This window comes from Flavobacterium sp. WC2509 (assembly GCF_052683105.1).
In genome coordinates, this window is record NZ_JBQZFG010000001.1 from 2,283,209 (window position 1) to 2,302,656 (window position 19,448).

Consider the following 19,448-nt stretch of genomic DNA (forward strand, 5'->3'; position numbering starts at 1 on the left):
TAGAGATAAAATTTATCTTAAAAAACTACGTTATATACTAACGTAGTTTTTTTTATGATTATATAATTAAACCTTTTTCAGAAATAACAATCATAATAAAAGATACTGTATTCATTTAAACTCTTTTGCTATGAATCAAAATACGCTTTGGTCACTTCGTTTGGGTTTCTCTAATAAAGAAGCATCAAAAATTGCTCAAAAAGGATTGGCTTCTTTTCTGGAAAATTCATTTATGCTTCCTGTTGATTCTACTATTCCATCTTTTTTAGATGATAGTCCAAAAAGCAGTCTGGAATTTAGACAGCAACGAGAATTTTATAAAAATGCTACTGTAGAACAAAAACAAGAAAGTCAAAAAAAAGAGCGACAGACTTCGGAAGAAATGAAAGCTTGGTGGATTGATAAAATGGCGACAGCTGAATTTCCACTTCGCGAAAAAATGACTTGCTTTTGGCACAATCATTATGTGGCTACAGCTCAAAAAGTGAAAGTGAACTATTGGATGTTTCAACACAATCAAATTTTGAGAAAAAATGCTTTTGGTAATTTCAAAACCTTGACCAAAGAAATTGTTCAAAGTAATGCAGTTGTGCGTTATCTCGATAATACAGACAATCGAAAAGGCAAACTCAACGAAAATTTAAGTCGGGAATTATTGGAACTTTTCACACTTGGCATCGGGAATTACTCGGAAGAGGATATAAAAAATGGAGCCAAAGGCCTTGCTGGCCTTGGTATAGGAGAAGAAAGTGCTATTTACAGAGATAAAGCTGAAGACAATGAAGAATTCATTTATTTTGGTAAAAAGGGTAATTTCAAAATAGATGAAATGATTGATATTATTTTTGAACAACCTAATATTCCTTATTTGGTAACCCGAAAAATATTAAAATGGTTTATTTATGATAACCCAAAGGAAGAACTAGTTCATTATTATGGTGATTATTTCAAGAAAAAGAATTTTGAAATTAAACCACTTTTGACTAAAATTTTCACTGAAGAATTTGCTAAAAAGAACGCAGGTTCTAAGATTAAAAGCCCTCTGGAGTATATTTTGCAATTGATGAATGAACTGAATGTCGAAAATCCAAACGAAAAATTAATTACCAATTTTTTGAAATCGCAAGGAATGGATTTACTCAATCAGCCCAATGTAAAAGGATGGGATGGAGGGAGCGCGTGGCTTACTTCGCAGGTTTTTTTGCAAAGAAATAACGTTGCCGATTTACTTTGTAACGGAAAAAATTTAATCCGAGCAAAGAAACAAATTGATGAAAATGCAATGATGACTCAAAACCCAAATCGACAACTAAGAGTAAAACTGAATTGGAATAAAGAAGGAAATAACAAGGAAATCATTGCCGAACTAGAAGACCGTTTATTGTTTAAAACCGATCCTTCCGATCAACAGGATTTTGAACAATTATTAAAATATGATTTTGACAGTAAAACGGAGGGCTCGGAAAACGCTGTATTGCGATTATTCAATTTTATGGTAAAGACACCCGAATTTCAATTAATATAATTTATAAAAGCAATTGAAAAAGCAGTTATAATAATAAAAGAATGGTATGAAAATAAGTGGCTTAGTAATCACTTTTAATGAAGAAAAAATGATTGGGAAGTGTATTGATGCACTTTTTAAAGTTTGCGATGAAGTAATTGTAGTTGATTCATTCAGTAAAGACAGAACTGTTAAGATTGCTAGAGAAAAAGGGGCAATTGTCATAGAACAGACTTTTCTTGGTGATGGTCCACAACGTTCTCATGGACTCCCATTTTGTAAAAATGATTGGATTCTTAATTTGGATGCAGATGAATTTTTAGACAAAGATGCAGAGGATTATATTTTGGCAGAAAAATATTTAAAAGGAAATTTTGATGGTCTAAGTTTCCGTGTCAAAAATTTTTTAGGAGATAAATTAATAGATTTTGCCGGTTGGTATCCAGATCACAAAGTGCGTTTTTTTAATAAAAAAACAGCGCGACCTTCTGATTCTAAAGTTCATCAAACCATCGTTACAACAAATGAAAAGAAAGTTCCCGTTCACATATTGCATTATGGCTGGGATTCATTAGATCAAATTATTGCGAAGAAGAATCAATATTCAAGTTGGCATGCCCAACAACTTTTTGACGAAGGCGTAAAAATAGGAAAGTACAAGCCTTTTATTAATGGAACCGTATCGTTTATACGATGCTATTTCTTCAAAAAAGGATTTTTAAACGGATTGGATGGATTAACAATTTCATATATTCAAAGCTATTTTTCATATGTCAAATATTTAAAGCTAATTCAAATTCAGAAAAGTAATGAAGCTCACAATTTTTAAAGTATTTGATATTGATACAAAAAAAATAATATAAATCGAAAGTCAGAAGCCCCATTTCTATTAGACTTTATGACTTTACAACTTTAAGACTACGATTATGGACAGAAGAAAATTTTTAACGCTTACAGGTACATTTACAGGAGGCTCACTTCTATTACCTGATTTTTTGTACTCTTTTGGCTCACAAACGAATTTGGTTTTGGGCGAGCAATGTGTGGTTTTTGTTCAGTTAAATGGAGGAAATGATGGACTGAATACTTTTATTCCGTTTGAAGATGCGCTTTATTATGATTCGCGTCCAATAATTGCGATTTCAAAAACTGAGGTTTTAAATTCTGGAAAAGGAATGGCATTTCATCCTGCTTTGAAAGGATTTGCGAGTATGCAACAAAATGGAGATTTATCTGTTATTCAAAATGTGGGCTATCCAAATCCAGTGCGTTCTCATTTTAGAAGTCAGGAAATATGGCAGACAGCACCAACCCATCAGGAATATCTTAATGATGGTTGGCTTGGACGTTATCTCGATTTGCAATGCAAGGAACACCAACCTACAGCGGGTATAAACATTGATAATATTGATAATTTGGCATTGAAAGGCGATGAACCAAATTCTATTACTGTAAAAGATCCTGACCGATTTAAAACTAAAAACAAATTAGAAAACGATGGGCAATTATCGGGTAATCCACAATTGGATTTTGTTCGAAAAGTAGCCAATTCTGTAATAGAAGGTTCAGATGATATTCAATTAGCATTAACAAAATCAGCTCCTTCAGATGTGATTTATCCAAAAACAGGTTTAGCTAAAAACCTAGAATGGATTTCTAAACTGATAAAAGGAAATCTGAATTCTAAAGTTTATTATACTTCGCTTGGTGGTTTTGATACTCACGACAATCAACTTTCTATTCATAAAAATAGATTGACCGAACTCAATGATGCTGTTTTTAGTTTCTATGAAGATTTAAAAAAATCGCAACAATTACAGAATGTTACTATCGTTGTTTTCTCAGAATTTGGGCGTCGTGTAAAAGATAATGGACGAGGGACAGATCACGGAACAGCAGCTCCAATGTTTGTTATTGGTGGAAATAATCGAGGAAAAATTATTGGAAATAACCCAAATCTTGCCGATTTAGACCGTGGAGATTTAAAACATGAAATTGATTTTAGAAGTGTATACGCGTCAATTTTAAAAAACAAATTGAATTTTGATTACACCAAAATTGGAATACAAAATAAAGCATTGGAAGGTTTGTTTTAAAAGTATGAGTTTATGTTTTAAAAGATAGTTTATCTTTATAAAACCAATTAAAAATAATAACAATACATGAAGACAAAGGCTCTGATTATTTTTCTTTTCTTTTTTAACATCAAAATACAGTCGCAAGAATACTTGCCTTTATGGCCAGCAGGAAAAATGCCTAACAGTAAGGGATTAAAATTAGAACTTATCGAAGAAAGAGAAAGAATTACTCAGGTAGCTCAACCCGGAATCTATACTTTTTTTACATCCAAGGAAGAAAATACAGGAAGCGCCGTGTTAATTTGTCCGCCGGGAGGATATGCTAAATTAACGTATGCAATTGCAGGATTTCAATTTGCTAAATGGCTGAATACAATGGGAATAAATGCCTTTGTATTAATACATCGTTTGCCAACGTCACCGGATTTAATTGAAAGAGAAAAAGGACCCATTCAAGATGCGCAAAGAGCCATGAAAATGATTCGATCAAACGCAACAGCTTGGGATATTAATCCTTCAAAGATTGGAGTTATGGGAGCTTCGGCAGGAGGTCACTTAGCAACTACATTAGGAACTCATTCGGAAGATTATTCGATTGTTAATGATGCTGTAGATCAATTCTCTTTCCAACCGAACTTTATGATCCTAATTTCACCAGTTATAACCATGGGAAAATATGCGCATCAAGGTAGTCTGAATAATTTTTTGGGAAATAAGCCAACACAACAGAATATTGATTATTTTTCAAATGAAAAGCATATTAGCGAAAGCACTCCGCCTACTTTTATTGTTGTTGCGCAAAATGATCCAGTTGTAAATCCTATTAATAGTATTCTTTTCTATGAAGGCATGTTGGAGCATAATGTTTCAGGAAGTTTACATGTTTTCCTTGAAGGCGGACATTCAATTGCTCTAAAAAATAAACCCAAATCGATCAATTTATGGACTAATTTATGTGAAGAATGGTTTACTGATTTAAGTATATTAGACAAAACCAGTGCTACAATTACGCCAAACAAGAGCAAACTTTTAAAGGCTGGCCGTTTTTAAAATTTATTACTAAAGGAAGGACAAGAAGGTTTTTTTAATCTTGAGCTTATTGTTTCTGTTTTATAGGTATCCAAATTTCTTCTTCAGATGTTGGATCACCGTTTTTGTATTTATCACCTAAAATTTCAAAATGAGGTCTGTTGTCCAAATCATAATCCGAATTCGGGATCCATTCCCCATAAATATAGCGATAGATAGAATCATCTGTATTTAAACCTTTATAATCAAAAACTACATATAGTCCTCCTGCCAAAGTGAATGTTTCCATTTTGGACGGTACATTATCAAAGTCTGAAACTTCAACGGTTGCCCATTTTTCAAATTCATTTGTTGGACTAAAATTTAAAAAATGAGTCGGCTCATAAACTGTCATCGAAATTAAATCGTTGGATAAATTGTTGTCTACTTGTTTTCGTCTTGGCATAAAATCCTTCCAAAGTTCGCTCACTTTGTAATTGGTAAAACTCATTGTAAGTCGTTTTCCAATTAATTTTTTTTCTCTTAGGTTTATAATTCTAGGATTCATTTATAAAGTTTAAAATAATTTTCAAAGTTTCTACTTGCTGTTGTTCTCTGCTAATTGTTGCTTGATTATCTCCCAATTGAAAGCCATAATAGCCAAATTGACTATGATTACCGCCTTCTATTTTTACAAATTTTGTTGTTTTTGGTAGTTTTGATTTATTATCCAAAATTGATTTTTCGTCTGCCACTCCGTCATTTGAACCATAAATTTTTAAGACTGGTACTTTGCTGTCAACAAGAGAAAAAGTTTTGGGATGAGAGCTGCCAATGAGTATGAGTTTGTCTATTAAATTAGGATTTTCGAATACAAATTGTGCTGCCATTTTCGCTCCCAATGAATGTCCTGAAAGTATATACGTTTTAGTGGTGTCGTTAAACAGATTTAATTCTTTGGGCTTGTTGTAGCCATTAGAAGCAAGTCGCCATGGCATTTTGATTAAATAAACTTTTATATTGTTATCTGCAATTTTTCTGCAAAGTGGCACATACGCTTTTGGATCGACCATTGCGCCGGGATAAAAAATAAATACGTTTTTGAATGTTTTTTTTGGTGAAAATGAATAAAAATCATCTGTGTTTTCAACTTTAATAGTGTTGCTGTCATGAAAAAACTGTTCGTCAATGCCATGTGATTGTGAAGAATAAAACAGCCAAAGCGTGAATACTAGCCCTGCCGTTATCCAAATTGTCTTCAAACTTTTTTTTACAGTCCACTTTTTAGTTGTCATGTTTTTTCAATAACTATTCTGTGCTAAAGATAATCATCTTTTTATGAAAGTATTTTATGAAGGTTTTCAAAATCTATATTCTTTCAATTCTTTGTTACTATGAGCCTTTGCGTGAAATTGGGCACGCAAAGGCACAAAGTATATTTTTAATATTTTAATTCTTTAGCACGAAGCTAAGTACTTTATTTATTTTTTACTTTCTATATTAGGCAAAAAAGCAGTTAAAATACCAATTAGCGGTAAATAAGCGCATATTTGAAAAACGTATTCAATACTTGTTATATCCGCTATTTTTCCTAAGATAGCAGAGCCTAAACCTCCCATTCCGAAGGCAAAACCAAAGAAAAGACCAGCAACCAGGCCTACTTTTCCCGGTAATAATTCAGTCGCATAAACTAAAATTGCTGAAAAGGCTGAGGAAAGTATTAGCCCAATAATTACTGATAAAATACCCACCCAAAATAAAGAAACATAAGGCAACATCAATGTAAAAGGAGCTACTCCTAATATCGAAATCCAGATTACATATTTTCTGCCAAACTTATCGCCCAAAGGACCTCCAAATAATGTTCCAGCGGCTACAGCTCCTAAAAAGGCAAACAAATAGATTTGCGATTCTTGTATAGAAACATGAAATTTATTTATCAGGAAAAATGTATAATAACTGGTAATACTTGCCATATAGAAATACTTAGAAAAAATTAAAACCAGCAAGATTACCAACGAAAAAACTACTCTTTTTTTAGATAAATTATGAGTGACGATTTCATTTGCGTTAGTCTTTTTTTGTCTTTTTTCTTCCAAATGACTGCTATACCAAATGGCTATTTTATACAAAGCAAAAATACCAACTAGTGCAATAAGACAAAACCAAACGATATAAGATTGTCCGTGTGGAATTACAATTAAAGCAGCAAGTAAAGGGCCAACCGCACTTCCTGCATTACCGCCAAGTTGAAAAATAGATTGGGCTAATCCTTTTTTTCCTCCCGAAGCCAAATGAGCAACTCTGGACGATTCTGGATGAAAGATTGAGGAACCAATACCGATCAAACTAACGGCTAGTAATAAATAAGCAAAGCTAGAAGCTATCGATACAAAAAAGAGTCCAACCAAAGTAAAACTCATTCCTATCATCAATGAAAAGGGCTTTGATTTTTTATCGGTGTACATTCCAACAAAAGGCTGTAAAATAGAAGCGGTAAGTTGATAAGTAAAAGTAATCATCCCGATTTGAGCAAAACTTAAATTAAATTTTTCTTTGAATAATGGATAAACTGAAGGAATTACAGCCTGCAAAAGGTCATTTATAAAGTGAGAAAAACTAATTATAAATAAAATGGGATAGATTGTTTTCTGAATGATTTCAGATTGTAATTTAGCATTTGTCATAGGTAATCGTTTATTTATTTGACAATCATTTTTGATTTAACAAAGATGAAAATAAATCGTGTTGTCTTAATTGCTATATTTGGACAATGAATAATGAATATCAGACATATCCAATTGTAGATTTCGGATTTTTAATAAATCCGTCTTTACCAGTTACTGGGTATACAGAAATGATTACAGGTGCAATATGTTTATCCCATTCGCATCCTAGAGCACAACTTATTTATGCCACGAGTGGTGTTATGAATGTAGTAGTTGAAAATCAAATTTGGGTAGTAAACCCATTGCAGGGACTTTGGATTCCAAGTAATGTGGAGCATCAGGTAACTTTTCAAAAAAATGTTAATTTATATAGTGTTTTTATAGATCCGTCCTTTACGGCTGATCTCCCAAAATGTAGTTTTTCTTTTGATATTTCTGTGTTTCTAAAGCAACTTTTATTCAAAATTATTTCTTTTGATAATACTGGTAGCATTAGTCTTTCGGAACGAAGAATTATAGATGTTTTTTTGGATGAATTAACAACAATTTTGCCGAGTTCTACTTTTTTACCCACGAGCAATCATGTAAAATTGAAAAAGATAATTTTGCTTTTAATGCAGGACATTAGCAGTAAATACACTCTGGATTACTATGCAGAATTATCCTCAATGAGTACTAGAACTTTGTCTCGCTTGTTTATTAAAGAATTGGGAATGAATTTCAGTGATTGGAGAACACGATTAAAACTTTTGGAAGCAATAAAAAGATTGGGAGAAAAACAATCTATCAAGGAAATTGCTTATGATTTAGGGTATGAAACTACAAGTGCTTTTATTTTTATGTTCAAAAAAAATTTAGGAAAAACACCATCTAACTATATTTTGGATAATGTAAACAATGCAGTTCTTTGAGATAAAAATTCTTCACTAGTCGGTAGTAATTAAATGAATTGATTTTTGATATTATTTATCGTATGTTTTTTTAACTTGTTTAGTATGTGATAAGATTTTTTTAGTCTGGGTATTAAAAAAAAAATGCAGATGTCCTAAAACATCTGCAATTATAAATTATTATTTGAAAATCTTAAATAACTATTTTAAAGCCTTAAATAGTATTTCAACAGGGTGAAATGCTTTTCTGCTTGTTCCATCGCTAATTTGGTGCCTACAGCTCGTTCCTGAAGCAGAAATCAACGTAGCTTGTTCTTCTGAGCGGATGGTTGGGAATAAAACCAATTCTCCAATTTTCATCGAAATGTCATAATGCTCTTTTTCATATCCAAAAGATCCAGCCATACCGCAGCATCCGCTTGGAATATTGAGTACGGTATAGTTTTGTGGCAACATTAGGATTTTTTTTAATGGTACTAATGAAGACAACGCTTTTTGGAAACAGTGACCGTGCATACGAACTCTTTCTTGGTTATCAGTAAATGATGCAGATGTGATTCGTCCTTCATCCAATTCTTTAGCCAAAAATTCTTCGATTAGCATTGCTCTGCTTGAAAATGCTTTGGCTTTTGCTTTCAAGTCACCACGACATAAATCCGGATATTCATCACGGAATGACAATATTGCCGAAGGTTCGATTCCGATTAAAATTGCGTTTTCCGGCATTACTTTGGCGAAAGCCTCAGTATTTTTTTCTGCCAATTCACGGGCTTCTTTCAACATACCTTTTGAAAGATACGTTCTTCCGCTGAAGCCGATTTCTGGAATCACAACGTCATAACCCAAACGGTTAAACAATTTAACGGCAGTCTGGCCAATTTCAACATCATTGAAATTCATGAATTCGTCATTGTACAAATAGACTTTTCCGTTAATGAAATTACCCGTTTGTCTGTAGCTTTTGAACCATTTCTGAAAGGTAATCTTGTGCATTTGTGGCAACGATCTTTCGGTGGCAAAACCAGTAGAACGTTTTACAATGTTTCCTATGATTCCTTTGGTTCCAAAATTATACAACCACGGTAATGAAGAGAATATTTGATTGATTTTTGGAGTATTACCAATTAATTTAGAACGGAATTTCACTCCGTTTTTATCATGGTATTGTTGTAAGGTTTCTGCTTTTAGCTTAGCCATATCCACATTTGAAGGGCATTCGGATTTACATCCTTTACAGCTTAAACATAAATCTAGCACTTCAAGTAAACCTTCGTCATCAAACTTATTCTCTTTGGTCGAATTGGTGATGGTCTCTCTCAATATGTTGGCTCTGGCGCGAGTGGTGTGTTTTTCATCACGCGTTGCCATATAACTCGGACACATTGTACCACCGCTTTTTTCTGTTTTTCTACAATCTCCAGAACCATTACACATTTCCGCAGCACGAACGATTCCGTTGTTTTCAGAGAAATCAAAATAGGTATCTGGCATTGGAGTGTCTTGATCTGGATTGTATCTCAGGTTGGTGTCCATTGGAGGTGTATTTACTACTTTTCCAGGATTGAAAATACCCCAAGGATCCCAAGTATTTTTCACTTGGATAAACATTTGGTAGATTTCTTCACCCAACATCAGCGGAATAAATTCGCCACGAAGTCTTCCGTCTCCGTGTTCTCCACTAAGCGAACCTTTATATTTTTTAACTAAATGAGCAATATCGGTAGCAATCGTTCTAAAAAGAGCAGTTCCTTCTTTGGTTTTTAAGTCAATAATCGGACGAAGGTGCAATTCTCCTGTAGCAGCATGCGCATAGTGCACACAACTTAGATTTCGCTCTTTTAAAACAGCATTAAAATCTTCGATAAAATCAGGTAAATCATTTACGTCAACAGCAGTGTCTTCAATAACGGCAACCGCTTTGGCATCGCCAGGAATATTAGACAATAATCCTAATCCCGCTTTTCTCAGGTTCCAAACTTTATTGGTGTCTTCGCCCCAAACAATCGGGAAGTGGTAGCCAAGGTTTTTGGAACGCATCAGCTCTTCCATTTCTTTGGCGATTTCGACAATTTCTTCTTTCGAGTCCCTTAAAAATTCAACAACCAAAATTGCCTGTGGATCGCCCTCCACAAAAAATCTATTTTTGCTTTGCTCAATATTTTCTTTGGTACATTCAAGGATATAATGGTCGATTAATTCAACACTGTCTGGCTTGAATTTCAAGGCTTCCAAGTTGGCTTTCAACGATTCGTTGATGCTATTGTGGTGAACACAGACCAAACCAGCGAAAGGTTTTAGTGCATCAACCAAATTCAGTTTAATCGCTGTCGAGAAGAACAAAGTCCCCTCAGAACCTGCGATTAATTTGCAGAAATTAAATTTTTCGGTCGGATCGCCAAAAGGCTGGCTATCTGCCAATAAATCTAAAGCGTATCCTGTATTTCTTCTCGGAATTGATTTTTTCGGGTAATTTTCATCAAACAATGCACGGTTGGCAGGAGATGATAATAATTCTTTGGTTTGCGCATAAATAGCTTGTTCCAAAGGGCTAACAACATTTATTCCGTTGCATTTGTCTTCAAATTCGGCGTTGGTTAAAGCTCCAAAAGTAACTTCATTTCCATCGGCTAAAAATCCTTTAATTTCAAGTAAATGCTCACGCGTTGAACCATAAATTACAGATCTTGCACCACAAGCATTATTACCCACCATTCCACCAATCATACAACGATTACTGGTTGATGTTTCTGGACCAAAGAATAATTTATATGGTTTTAAATGGATGTTTAATTCATCACGAATCACTCCAGGTTCTACCCACGCTGATTTTTCAACTGGATCAACCGAAAGGATTTTGGTAAATTCTTGCGAAATATCAACCACAATTCCATTTCCAACTACTTGTCCTGCTAGAGAAGTTCCAGCCGCACGAGGAATTACACTGCTTTTGTTTTCTCTGGCAAAAGCAATGATTTTTTGAATGTCTTCCTTTGTTTTTGGAATGGCTACTGCCAATGGCATTTCTTTATAAGCACTTGCATCAGTGGCATAAAGTGTACGCATAGTGTGGTCGTACAATAATTTTCCAGCTAATTGTTTTTCAAGACTTTCAAGGTTCATTTTATTTATGATTGAGGATTAACGATTGTCGATTGCTGATTTGTTGTGACGAATAAATCAGCAATCAAAAATCAGGAATCGACAATCTGAAATCTTAATATAGAATTCTATATCGAATGGTATTCGGAATTTGTTTTAATTTTTTCTCCAAATCGGTATTATGGAAATTATCGATATCGGTAATTACATAACCCAATGTTTCATTCGTTTTTAAATACTGACCCAAAATATTGTTGTCATACTCTAAAAGAATGTTATTGATTTGAGCCAAAATACCTTTTACATTTTCATGAATGTGCATGATTCTGTGTGCACTTTGAAGCTCAGGTAATTGAATCTCAGGAAGATTTACACTTCCGTAAGTAGTACCTGTATTGATGTAATTAATGATTTTGTTAGCAACATAATGTCCGATATCTTCTTGTGCTTCTTCGGTACTTCCACCAATATGCGGTGTCAAGATCACATTTTTCATTCCGATTAATTCAGAAACAAAAGGTTCATCATTGTTTTTAGGCTCTTCAGGGAAAACATCCACAGCAGCTCCGTGTATTTTTCCGCTTTTTAAATTAGCTGTTAATGCTGCGATATCTACAACATGACCTCTAGAAAGATTTAAAAAGATAACTCCTGGTTTCATGTATTCAAAAGCAGCAGCATCAATCATATTTTTGTTGCTAGCGCGTCCATCAACGTGTAATGAAATTACGTCTGAAAGTGATAGCAATTCTTTTAATGAAGTACATTTTTTAGCGTTTCCTAGTGCTAATCTGTCAACGGCATCGTAGAAATATACTTTCATACCCAAAGCTTCAGCAACAATAGAAAGTTGTGATCCTATACTTCCGTATCCAACTAAACCTAATTTTTTACCACGAATTTCAACACTATTGGTAGCCGATTTGTCCCATTTACCTTCGTGCATCAATTTACTTTTTTCAAAAGTATTACGAACTAACATAATAATTTGTCCCAAAGCCAATTCAACAACTGATCTGGTATTGCTATATGGTGCATTGAATACTGAAATTCCTTTCATGCTACAAGCATTCAAATCTACTTGATTGGTTCCTATACAGAATGTTCCAACAGCGTGTAATTTTTTTGCATTTTCTAAAACTTTAGCAGTAACATGAGTTTTAGAACGAATTCCTAATATAGAAACATCTTTGATTTTTTCGATTAATTCATCTTCATTCAAAGAACCTTTCATCGTTTCAACCGTATAACCTTCGTGCTCGAAGATTGTAACAGCATCTGGATGAATGTTTTCTAATAATAAAACTTTAATTCTGTTTTTTGGATAAGAAACAGAAGCTTTATAAGATAGTTCATAAAGGATTTCGTCCAATGAAGGTGCAATTTGACTCGCTTTGTCTACCACAATTTTGCGGCTTACATTTTCGGTAAAAGCAAAAAACTGAGATACTGCTCCACCTTCAAGGGTTTCATAATCAGTATATCCGTCACCAATCATTATCGCTTCACCTTTAAGGTTTAGTGATTTTATTTTCTTTACTTTTCCTTGGTTTTCACACAATTCATCTTTCTCGTCAAAACCGATTATTTTACCGTCATGGTCAAATTTGAAAGTATTGGCCAAAACGTGTTCTGGTTTGATACCATATTCCGAAACTATTGGAATGATGATTTCTTTAAAACCATTCGAAATGATATAGATGTTGTCAGAATGTTGTTTGAAAAAAGTTCTGTTTCTAATTACCGAAGCAGTCACTTTCTTTTTTAATTCTTCAATTACAGTTCCGATGTGATCTCTATTGGCTTGTAATAATTGAATTCTTTTAGTCAAAGACTCTTTTAAGGAAAGCTTTCCTTCCATCCCTAGGTTAGTCAACCTTTGGATTTCGTTTAATATTTGCTCTCCAGCTGCACTATCCTGGTAAATTACTTCACATAACACATCTAGTGCTTCGACTTTAATAAAAGTACTGTCAAAATCGAATATAAATGTTTCCTGATTTTCTGTCATCTTTTTAGTGTTTGTCACAAATAAAAATTATTTGTAAATTTTTTGCACAAAGATAAACCCTCGATTGTTATTCTGAAAATATATTGGTATAATACTAGCCCGTTTAACGATAATTGAGGTTATTGTTATAAATAGTCTTTTTGACTGTGTTTTATTAAATTTAATCTTCAAAAAGCAATTTTAAATTTTGTTTTATTTATTTTGAAATGGATTTTTCATAAAGATTTTTCGCAAAAAGAGAGCAATATTTTTTTAAAAAGTCAATAACTTGTCATAATGCAACTCAAAAAACGGTGAATTTGACAAGTTATTGAATTTTTTTAGTCTTTAATTTTGCAATTTTACATCAGTGCTTTCAAAAATTTTATCGGCTGATGATGCTACAAATCCTTGGTACAAATTTCCATTTGGCATTGCATAGCGTAATGCAAATTCATAATAGCAGGATGGAATTTCAATCGAACCTTCTTCAAAGGTAATGGTGTATAAATCGGCTAATGTGCTGGATTGCTCTAAAAATTGCTCAGGAGTTCCTTTTATTTTTCCACCAGAAGCGTTCAGTTTCCAGCCGCTTTCTTCCAAGAAATTGTTTAATTCTTCCAGTTTTTGAAAATGTTTCAGTCCATTTACACTAATTGTAAAATGATTGGCGCGAAAACCATAGATATACATCCAAGCGGCATATTCTGATTCTTCCAAAAGTGAATTGTATATCGCCTGTGAGTTTGATTTCCAAAAAGTGCTGTTTAAAGCTAATTGGGGATGAGTAAATTCGTTAGGGTCGCAATCATCCAGTAATTTTTTTACCGTATTTTGTAATGATTCGGAACATTTTTCTAGCTCTAATTCAGAGATAAAAATCCTTGGAGCATCTTTGTCAGTAGTATGTTCGTAGTGTTTGGCAAATAATTTTTTAGATTCAAAAACATATTCTCCACGAGCTTCATATCCAACGTTTACGAAAATTTTTTCTAACACCGAGATGTTGACGCGTGGATCATTAAAAGTACGAATCGCAATGTGATCGTTTTGAATAGTTTCGCCTTTTTTTTCTAATAAAGTATGTATTTTTTTAGCAGATGGGGTTATTTCAGCATATTGTTCCCATAGTTTCGAAAGCAGTTGATTTTTGTCCATTTCTGTCTGTGTTTTAAATTGTGATAATGACACAAATCTAAATAGAAATCTGTCGAACTAACATAATGTAGACTCGATTATTTACAAATAGACATATTTGTGTATAAATTGTGTAATTTTGACAGCAGTAAGCATCGTTTTTGCTTTAGAATTGTCAAAGTTATAGTTTTCAACCAAATAGTGAAGTGATGATAAACTCCAAAAACAATGAAAATACTGATTATTTAGATCAAGAAATCATCAGAAAGCTGAGTGAGAATGGTAGAATTCCTTATTCTGAATTGGCGAAAGAATTAAAAGTGTCCAATTCGCTTGTCCATCTGCGAGTGAAAAAAATGCAGGAGTCAGGATTGATTGCTGGTTTTTCGGTAAAATTAAATGCCAAAGCCTACGGTTTTGAAACGATTACCTACACAGGAATAACCACTAAAGAAGCTCGTTTTTCCTATTCGATAGCCGAACAATTAAAATTGATTCCAGAAATAGTAGAATGCCATTGGGTTTCGGGTAAATATGCTTTATTTATTAAGATTGTGGCTGCTAATAATGAAGAATTACGCAAAATAATCTACGAGCAAATTCATATTATTGAAGGAGTAGGGGGAACCGATTCGTTTATTTCTTTTGGCTCAGCTTTCGAGAAAAACTTGCCGATACAGTAAGGGCTATAAGCACGAATTTCACTAATTTGCACATACAGATTCGTGCAAATTAGTGAAATTCGTGTTGTCTTTTGGAAGGCTATTTAAACTTCAAACCCTAATTTCTCTCTTACTCTTGCCAAAACACCATCGGCAACAATGCTAGCTTTTGCAGCACCTTTTTTCAATAAGGCATCTACTTCTGGTAGATTGTTGATGTAGTAATTGTATTTTTCTCTTTCGGTTTTAAATTTCTCCAAAATCAATTCAAACAAAGCTTGTTTAGCGTGACCATAACCATAGTTTCCTCCCAAATAGTTAGCTCTCATTGCTTCGATCTGCTCGTCATTTGCCAATAGTTTATACAAAGTAAAACAGTTGCAGGTATCTGGATTTTTAGGTTCCTCAAGTGGAGTACTATCGGTTTCAATACTCATGATTTGCTTACGCAAAGCTTTGTCATCTAAGAAAATATTGATAAAATTATTCGCTGATTTACTCATTTTTCCACCATTAGTTCCAGGAATAAGCATGCTGTCTTCTTGAATTTTTGCTTCTGGAATGACAAAAGTTTCTCCCATTTGATGGTTGAAACGAGATGCTACATCACGTGTAATTTCCAAATGCTGCAATTGATCTTTTCCTACAGGAACAAATTGTGCATCATATAAAAGAATATCCGCAGCCATAAGCATTGGATACGAAAATAATCCTGCATTAACATCTTCTAAACGATCTGATTTGTCTTTGAAAGAGTGTGCCAATGTCAAACGTTGAAAAGGAAAGAAACAACTCAAATACCAAGATAATTCAGCTGTTTGTGCTACATCGGACTGACGGTAAAAAACCACTTTTTCGATATCCAAACCACAAGCTAACCAAGCGCAGGCAGTGCTGTATGTATTGCCTCTTAATGTTTCGCCATTTTTGATTTGTGTAATTGAATGCAAGTCAGCTATAAAAAGGAATGATTCGTTTTCTGGTTTGTTAGATAATTCGATTGCAGGAATAATTGCACCTAATAAGTTACCCAAATGTGGTGTACCCGTACTTTGAACGCCTGTAAGTATTTTTGCCATTTTTATTTTTTTAAATCTCGTGTGATTATGGTGAAGTGTGTTATTTTTTTCGCAAAGTTAATTCTTTTGCTAAATTTTCCGCAAGTTTCCTTATTTTTGGCTCTATGAAAAGTATAAAAAAAATATTTTGGACCGTTTGGCGAATTTGGTTTTACGTTGTAATGCTTATTCCAATTCTAGTTATGCTTCCATTTTTGGTAGCTTCTATATTGACAGAAAGCGGGTATCCTTATTTTTTTAAAATGTCGCGCATTTGGGCCAAATGTGTTCTTTTTGGAATGGGTTTTTATTATAAAGTAGAAAAACTTCAAAAATTAGACCGTAAAAAAAGCTACATGTTTGTTGCCAATCATACTTCTATGACCGATATCATGCTGATGCTTGCCGTTGTAGATAATCCTTTTGTTTTTGTTGGAAAAATGTCATTAGCTAAAATTCCATTGTTTGGATTTTTCTACAAAAGAACCAGTATTTTAGTTGATAGAAGTTCTTCGAAAAGCAGAATGGAAGTGTTTGAACAAGCTCAAAAAAGAATTGATAGAGGTCTTAGTATTTGTATTTTCCCAGAAGGAGGAGTTCCGCATGATGAGTCTATCATATTAGATACTTTTAAAGATGGTGCTTTTCGTTTAGCTGCTGATCATCATTTGCCAATAGTGCCTCTTATTTTTCCTGACAATAAAAAAAGATTGTCTTATACTTATTATAGTGGAAGCCCTGGGTTGATGCGTGCGAAAATGTTGCCTCCTATTGAAACTGTTTCCGCTACTGGAGAACCAATAGATAGAAAAGAGTTGCGTGAGCACGTTAGAAAAATAATCTTCGATGAATTAATTAATTTTCAGAATATCGATGCTTCAAAATCCAAATAAAAAGTCCGCAATTGCGGACTTTTTTGTTCTTATTCGTTTCTAAGTTTCTAGAATATTGAATATGATTTTATGAGGTCGCCTATCAATTTAGTAGGCTCGCCTAATGAATCCGAAAGCTTGCCTACTTAATTCATAGGCTCGTCTTTAGTTTTGGTAGGCGAGCCGATCTAATATTATAGTCCGCCTAAACAATTAAAAGGTCTAAGCTATCAAAATTAAAGGCGATCCTTTAAAATAGTTAGGCCCGCTTATCTATTTCAAAGGATATACTTTCCGAAATGCTAGGCGCGCCTGTCAAATTCATAAGCGAGCTTATCTTAAAAATTGGCTATGCCTACAAAAATGATAGGCGTGCCATCATAATAGTATGGCATAGTATTTCATAAAAAAACCTCCAAACACTATTTAAGTTTTTGGAGGTAATATAAATTGTATGCTTTTTTTGTTTATTCGTCAGCCAATTCTTTGATATGGCTTTTAATCTTCGCTTCAAGTTCATCAGCTAATTCTGGGTTGTCTTTAATCAATGATTTTACAGCATCACGACCTTGACCCAATTTTGTTTCTCCGTAGCTAAACCATGAACCTGCTTTTTTAATAATTTCAAATTCAACAGCTAAATCTAAGATTTCGCCCGTTTTTGAAACACCTTCACCGTACATAATATCAAATTCAGCCACTTTAAACGGTGGCGCTACTTTGTTTTTAACGATTTTAACTTTAGTACGGTTACCCAATACATTATCACCATCTTTAATTTGAGTAGAACGGCGAATATCCAAACGTACCGAAGCGTAAAACTTCAAGGCGTTACCACCCGTAGTAGTTTCAGGATTTCCAAACATTACTCCAATTTTTTCTCTCAACTGGTTGATGAAAAATACCGTACAGTTAGTTTTACTAATTGTTCCAGTTAATTTTCTTAATGCTTGAGACATTAAACGTGCATGAAGACCCATTTTAGAATCTCCCATTTCACCTTCAATTTCACTTTTTGGCGTCAACGCAGCAACCGAGTCAATTACTACAATGTCAATAGCTCCCGAACGAATTAAGTTCTCAGCAATTTCCAATGCTTGTTCTCCATTATCAGGTTGTGAAATGATTAGGTTTTCGATATCAACTCCTAATTTTTCAGCATAATTTCTATCAAAAGCATGTTCAGCATCAATAAAAGCAGCAATTCCTCCCGCTTTTTGAGCTTCAGCAATTGCGTGTAAAGTCAAAGTTGTTTTACCAGATGATTCTGGTCCGTATATCTCGATAATTCTTCCTTTTGGATATCCGCCAACTCCCAATGCTAAATCAACTCCCAATGAACCAGATGAAATTGTTTCTACTTCTACAATGGCTTTGTCGCCCATTTTCATTACAGTTCCTTTTCCGTAGGTCTTATCTAATTTGTCAAGAGTAAGTTGTAATGCTTTTAACTTAGCTTCTTTTTCTGAACTGACTTTTTCTGAACCAACTTTTTCTTTCATTTTTCTTCTCTTTTATATGATTTGCCAAATATTTTAATCAAAATAATTGGTGTAGATTTTTTAGTGCTCGTAAAAATACTTTTTTTTTCTGAAGTCACAATAACTGACTTTTTAACAAAATGATTTCCGATTTATTTATTTAGTTCGTTATCAGCTATTTGGGCGTGACACCGTTAAGAAAAGGGGCTTACTTATCTTTGCGTATATAGAGCCCCTTTCCTTAACGGTGTCGGGCTGTACGCGCTACTTCGGTAGCTTGCTGCCATCCCTCACGCAACAAAAGGGATTTAAACTCACTTTTTTATACAAATTTGTTTTTCTGTCTAAATCTGCTCGCTTTTTTGATATTCTTCATTTAAAATTTAAAAGAAATCAAATTATTCAACAAACAACGCTTTTAATTCTGTAGCATCATGAGGATTCATTTTTCCTGCTAGAACTAAACTTAATTGTTTTCTTCTCAAAGCAGCATCGAAACGTTGTATTTCCAATTCAGTTTCAGGCACGATTGGCGGAACTTCTACAGGTCTCCCGGTATCATCAACAGCAACAAAAGTATAAATAGCTTCGTTAGCCTTAGTTCTGTTTCCGGATTGACGATCTTCTACCCAAACGTCTATGTAAATTTCCATCGAACTTTTGAAAGCTCTTGATACTTTGGCTTCTATAATTACAACGCTCCCAAGTGGTATAGCTTTGTTGAACGCTACATGATTCACAGAGGCAGTAACCCCTATGCGACGCGAATGTCTTCCTGCGGCAATACTAGCAGCACGATCCATTCTGGCTAATAATTCTCCTCCAAATAAGTTGTTCAAAGGATTGGTCTCGCTCGGTAAAACCAAATCGGTTAATATCGTTAAGGATTCTGAAGGATGTTTTGCCGTCATATTTTGTATTAGATAATTAGTAAACGATTTAATTTATGATATTTCTCTTTAATGGAGTTGTTGTCATTGTAATTGCTATTGCCATTGAA

At 33.9% G+C, this 19,448-nt stretch carries 16 protein-coding genes; 7 read left to right on the top strand and 9 right to left on the bottom strand.

Translation table 11 applies throughout. From position 1 onward, the window contains the following. The first annotated feature begins 130 nt into the window (after positions 1-130). The 4 genes from ACUN3A_RS09630 (at position 131) to ACUN3A_RS09645 (ending at position 4,632) form a co-directional block, all read left to right on the top strand. On the top strand, positions 131-1,525 hold the full coding sequence (locus ACUN3A_RS09630; protein ID WP_445551076.1) for a DUF1800 domain-containing protein: 1,395 nt from the start codon (positions 131-133) through the stop codon (positions 1,523-1,525). A gap of 46 nt (positions 1,526-1,571) precedes the next feature. Next, complete coding sequence (locus ACUN3A_RS09635) at positions 1,572-2,333, top strand: glycosyltransferase family 2 protein (RefSeq protein WP_445551077.1); 762 nt, start codon at positions 1,572-1,574, stop codon at positions 2,331-2,333. 97 nt (positions 2,334-2,430) lie between these two features. Further along, positions 2,431-3,600 (top strand): DUF1501 domain-containing protein, encoded by a 1,170-nt coding sequence (locus ACUN3A_RS09640; RefSeq protein ID WP_445551078.1) that lies wholly within the window; start codon positions 2,431-2,433, stop codon positions 3,598-3,600. Between the two features lie 66 nt (positions 3,601-3,666). After that, positions 3,667-4,632, top strand: a complete 966-nt coding sequence (locus tag ACUN3A_RS09645; protein WP_445551079.1) for an alpha/beta hydrolase — start codon at positions 3,667-3,669, stop codon at positions 4,630-4,632. 46 nt (positions 4,633-4,678) lie between these two features. Here ACUN3A_RS09645 and ACUN3A_RS09650 read toward each other — a convergent pair whose 3' ends face one another. From ACUN3A_RS09650 to ACUN3A_RS09660, 3 genes are all read right to left on the bottom strand, one after another. Continuing rightward, entirely contained in the window at positions 4,679-5,158 is a 480-nt protein-coding gene (locus tag ACUN3A_RS09650) for a GyrI-like domain-containing protein (RefSeq protein WP_445551080.1), read from the bottom strand. Continuing rightward, on the bottom strand, positions 5,148-5,885 hold the full coding sequence (locus ACUN3A_RS09655; protein WP_445551081.1) for an alpha/beta hydrolase: 738 nt from the start codon (positions 5,883-5,885) through the stop codon (positions 5,148-5,150). The genes ACUN3A_RS09650 and ACUN3A_RS09655 overlap by 11 nt, the downstream gene beginning before the upstream one ends. Before the next feature lie 186 nt (positions 5,886-6,071). After that, complete coding sequence (locus ACUN3A_RS09660) at positions 6,072-7,277, bottom strand: MFS transporter (protein WP_445551082.1); 1,206 nt, start codon at positions 7,275-7,277, stop codon at positions 6,072-6,074. A gap of 86 nt (positions 7,278-7,363) precedes the next feature. On the opposite strand from ACUN3A_RS09660, the gene ACUN3A_RS09665 reads away from it, so the two are divergent. Next, on the top strand, positions 7,364-8,170 hold the full coding sequence (locus tag ACUN3A_RS09665; RefSeq protein WP_445551083.1) for an AraC family transcriptional regulator: 807 nt from the start codon (positions 7,364-7,366) through the stop codon (positions 8,168-8,170). A gap of 180 nt (positions 8,171-8,350) precedes the next feature. On the opposite strand, the gene ACUN3A_RS09670 is transcribed toward ACUN3A_RS09665, so the two are convergent. The 3 genes from ACUN3A_RS09670 to ACUN3A_RS09680 all read right to left on the bottom strand — a co-directional run bounded on the left by ACUN3A_RS09670 (position 8,351) and on the right by ACUN3A_RS09680 (position 14,396). Next, positions 8,351-11,269, bottom strand: coding sequence for an FAD-binding and (Fe-S)-binding domain-containing protein (locus tag ACUN3A_RS09670; protein WP_445551084.1), 2,919 nt, complete (start codon positions 11,267-11,269; stop codon positions 8,351-8,353). 94 nt (positions 11,270-11,363) lie between these two features. Continuing rightward, positions 11,364-13,259, bottom strand: a complete 1,896-nt coding sequence (gene serA, locus ACUN3A_RS09675) for a phosphoglycerate dehydrogenase (protein ID WP_445551085.1) — start codon at positions 13,257-13,259, stop codon at positions 11,364-11,366. A gap of 327 nt (positions 13,260-13,586) precedes the next feature. After that, the gene (locus ACUN3A_RS09680; protein WP_445551086.1) at positions 13,587-14,396 is read right to left on the bottom strand and encodes a DUF1338 domain-containing protein; all 810 of its coding nucleotides are present in this window, start codon (positions 14,394-14,396) and stop codon (positions 13,587-13,589) included. Positions 14,397-14,584: 188 nt separating this feature from the next. Between ACUN3A_RS09680 and ACUN3A_RS09685 the strand changes: the two genes are divergently transcribed. After that, entirely contained in the window at positions 14,585-15,058 is a 474-nt protein-coding gene (locus ACUN3A_RS09685) for an Lrp/AsnC family transcriptional regulator (RefSeq protein WP_445551087.1), read from the top strand. Positions 15,059-15,141: 83 nt separating this feature from the next. Here ACUN3A_RS09685 and trpS read toward each other — a convergent pair whose 3' ends face one another. Then, positions 15,142-16,116, bottom strand: a complete 975-nt coding sequence (gene trpS / locus ACUN3A_RS09690) for a tryptophan--tRNA ligase (protein ID WP_445551088.1) — start codon at positions 16,114-16,116, stop codon at positions 15,142-15,144. Positions 16,117-16,220: 104 nt separating this feature from the next. On the opposite strand from trpS, the gene ACUN3A_RS09695 reads away from it, so the two are divergent. Beyond that, positions 16,221-16,988: a lysophospholipid acyltransferase family protein gene (locus tag ACUN3A_RS09695; RefSeq protein WP_445551089.1), complete on the top strand. Its 768-nt coding sequence runs from the start codon at positions 16,221-16,223 to the stop codon at positions 16,986-16,988. A gap of 446 nt (positions 16,989-17,434) precedes the next feature. Here the strand turns inward: ACUN3A_RS09695 and recA are convergent, their stop codons facing one another. Further along, complete coding sequence (recA, locus tag ACUN3A_RS09700; protein ID WP_445551090.1) at positions 17,435-18,469, bottom strand: recombinase RecA; 1,035 nt, start codon at positions 18,467-18,469, stop codon at positions 17,435-17,437. A 377-nt stretch (positions 18,470-18,846) separates the two neighbouring features. Then, positions 18,847-19,359, bottom strand: coding sequence for an acyl-CoA thioesterase (locus ACUN3A_RS09705; RefSeq protein WP_445551091.1), 513 nt, complete (start codon positions 19,357-19,359; stop codon positions 18,847-18,849). Between the last annotated feature and the right edge of the window lie 89 nt (positions 19,360-19,448).

Coding starts and splice junctions, on each gene's coding strand:
- ACUN3A_RS09630 (WP_445551076.1), top strand. CDS start 131: ATGAATCAAAATACGCTTTGGTCACTTCGTTTGGGTTTCTCTAATAAA.
- ACUN3A_RS09635 (WP_445551077.1), top strand. CDS start 1,572: ATGAAAATAAGTGGCTTAGTAATCACTTTTAATGAAGAAAAAATGATT.
- ACUN3A_RS09640 (WP_445551078.1), top strand. CDS start 2,431: ATGGACAGAAGAAAATTTTTAACGCTTACAGGTACATTTACAGGAGGC.
- ACUN3A_RS09645 (WP_445551079.1), top strand. CDS start 3,667: ATGAAGACAAAGGCTCTGATTATTTTTCTTTTCTTTTTTAACATCAAA.
- ACUN3A_RS09650 (WP_445551080.1), bottom strand. CDS start 5,158: ATGAATCCTAGAATTATAAACCTAAGAGAAAAAAAATTAATTGGAAAA.
- ACUN3A_RS09655 (WP_445551081.1), bottom strand. CDS start 5,885: ATGACAACTAAAAAGTGGACTGTAAAAAAAAGTTTGAAGACAATTTGG.
- ACUN3A_RS09660 (WP_445551082.1), bottom strand. CDS start 7,277: ATGACAAATGCTAAATTACAATCTGAAATCATTCAGAAAACAATCTAT.
- ACUN3A_RS09665 (WP_445551083.1), top strand. CDS start 7,364: ATGAATAATGAATATCAGACATATCCAATTGTAGATTTCGGATTTTTA.
- ACUN3A_RS09670 (WP_445551084.1), bottom strand. CDS start 11,269: ATGAACCTTGAAAGTCTTGAAAAACAATTAGCTGGAAAATTATTGTAC.
- serA (WP_445551085.1), bottom strand. CDS start 13,259: ATGACAGAAAATCAGGAAACATTTATATTCGATTTTGACAGTACTTTT.
- ACUN3A_RS09680 (WP_445551086.1), bottom strand. CDS start 14,396: ATGGACAAAAATCAACTGCTTTCGAAACTATGGGAACAATATGCTGAA.
- ACUN3A_RS09685 (WP_445551087.1), top strand. CDS start 14,585: ATGATAAACTCCAAAAACAATGAAAATACTGATTATTTAGATCAAGAA.
- trpS (WP_445551088.1), bottom strand. CDS start 16,116: ATGGCAAAAATACTTACAGGCGTTCAAAGTACGGGTACACCACATTTG.
- ACUN3A_RS09695 (WP_445551089.1), top strand. CDS start 16,221: ATGAAAAGTATAAAAAAAATATTTTGGACCGTTTGGCGAATTTGGTTT.
- recA (WP_445551090.1), bottom strand. CDS start 18,469: ATGAAAGAAAAAGTTGGTTCAGAAAAAGTCAGTTCAGAAAAAGAAGCT.
- ACUN3A_RS09705 (WP_445551091.1), bottom strand. CDS start 19,359: ATGACGGCAAAACATCCTTCAGAATCCTTAACGATATTAACCGATTTG.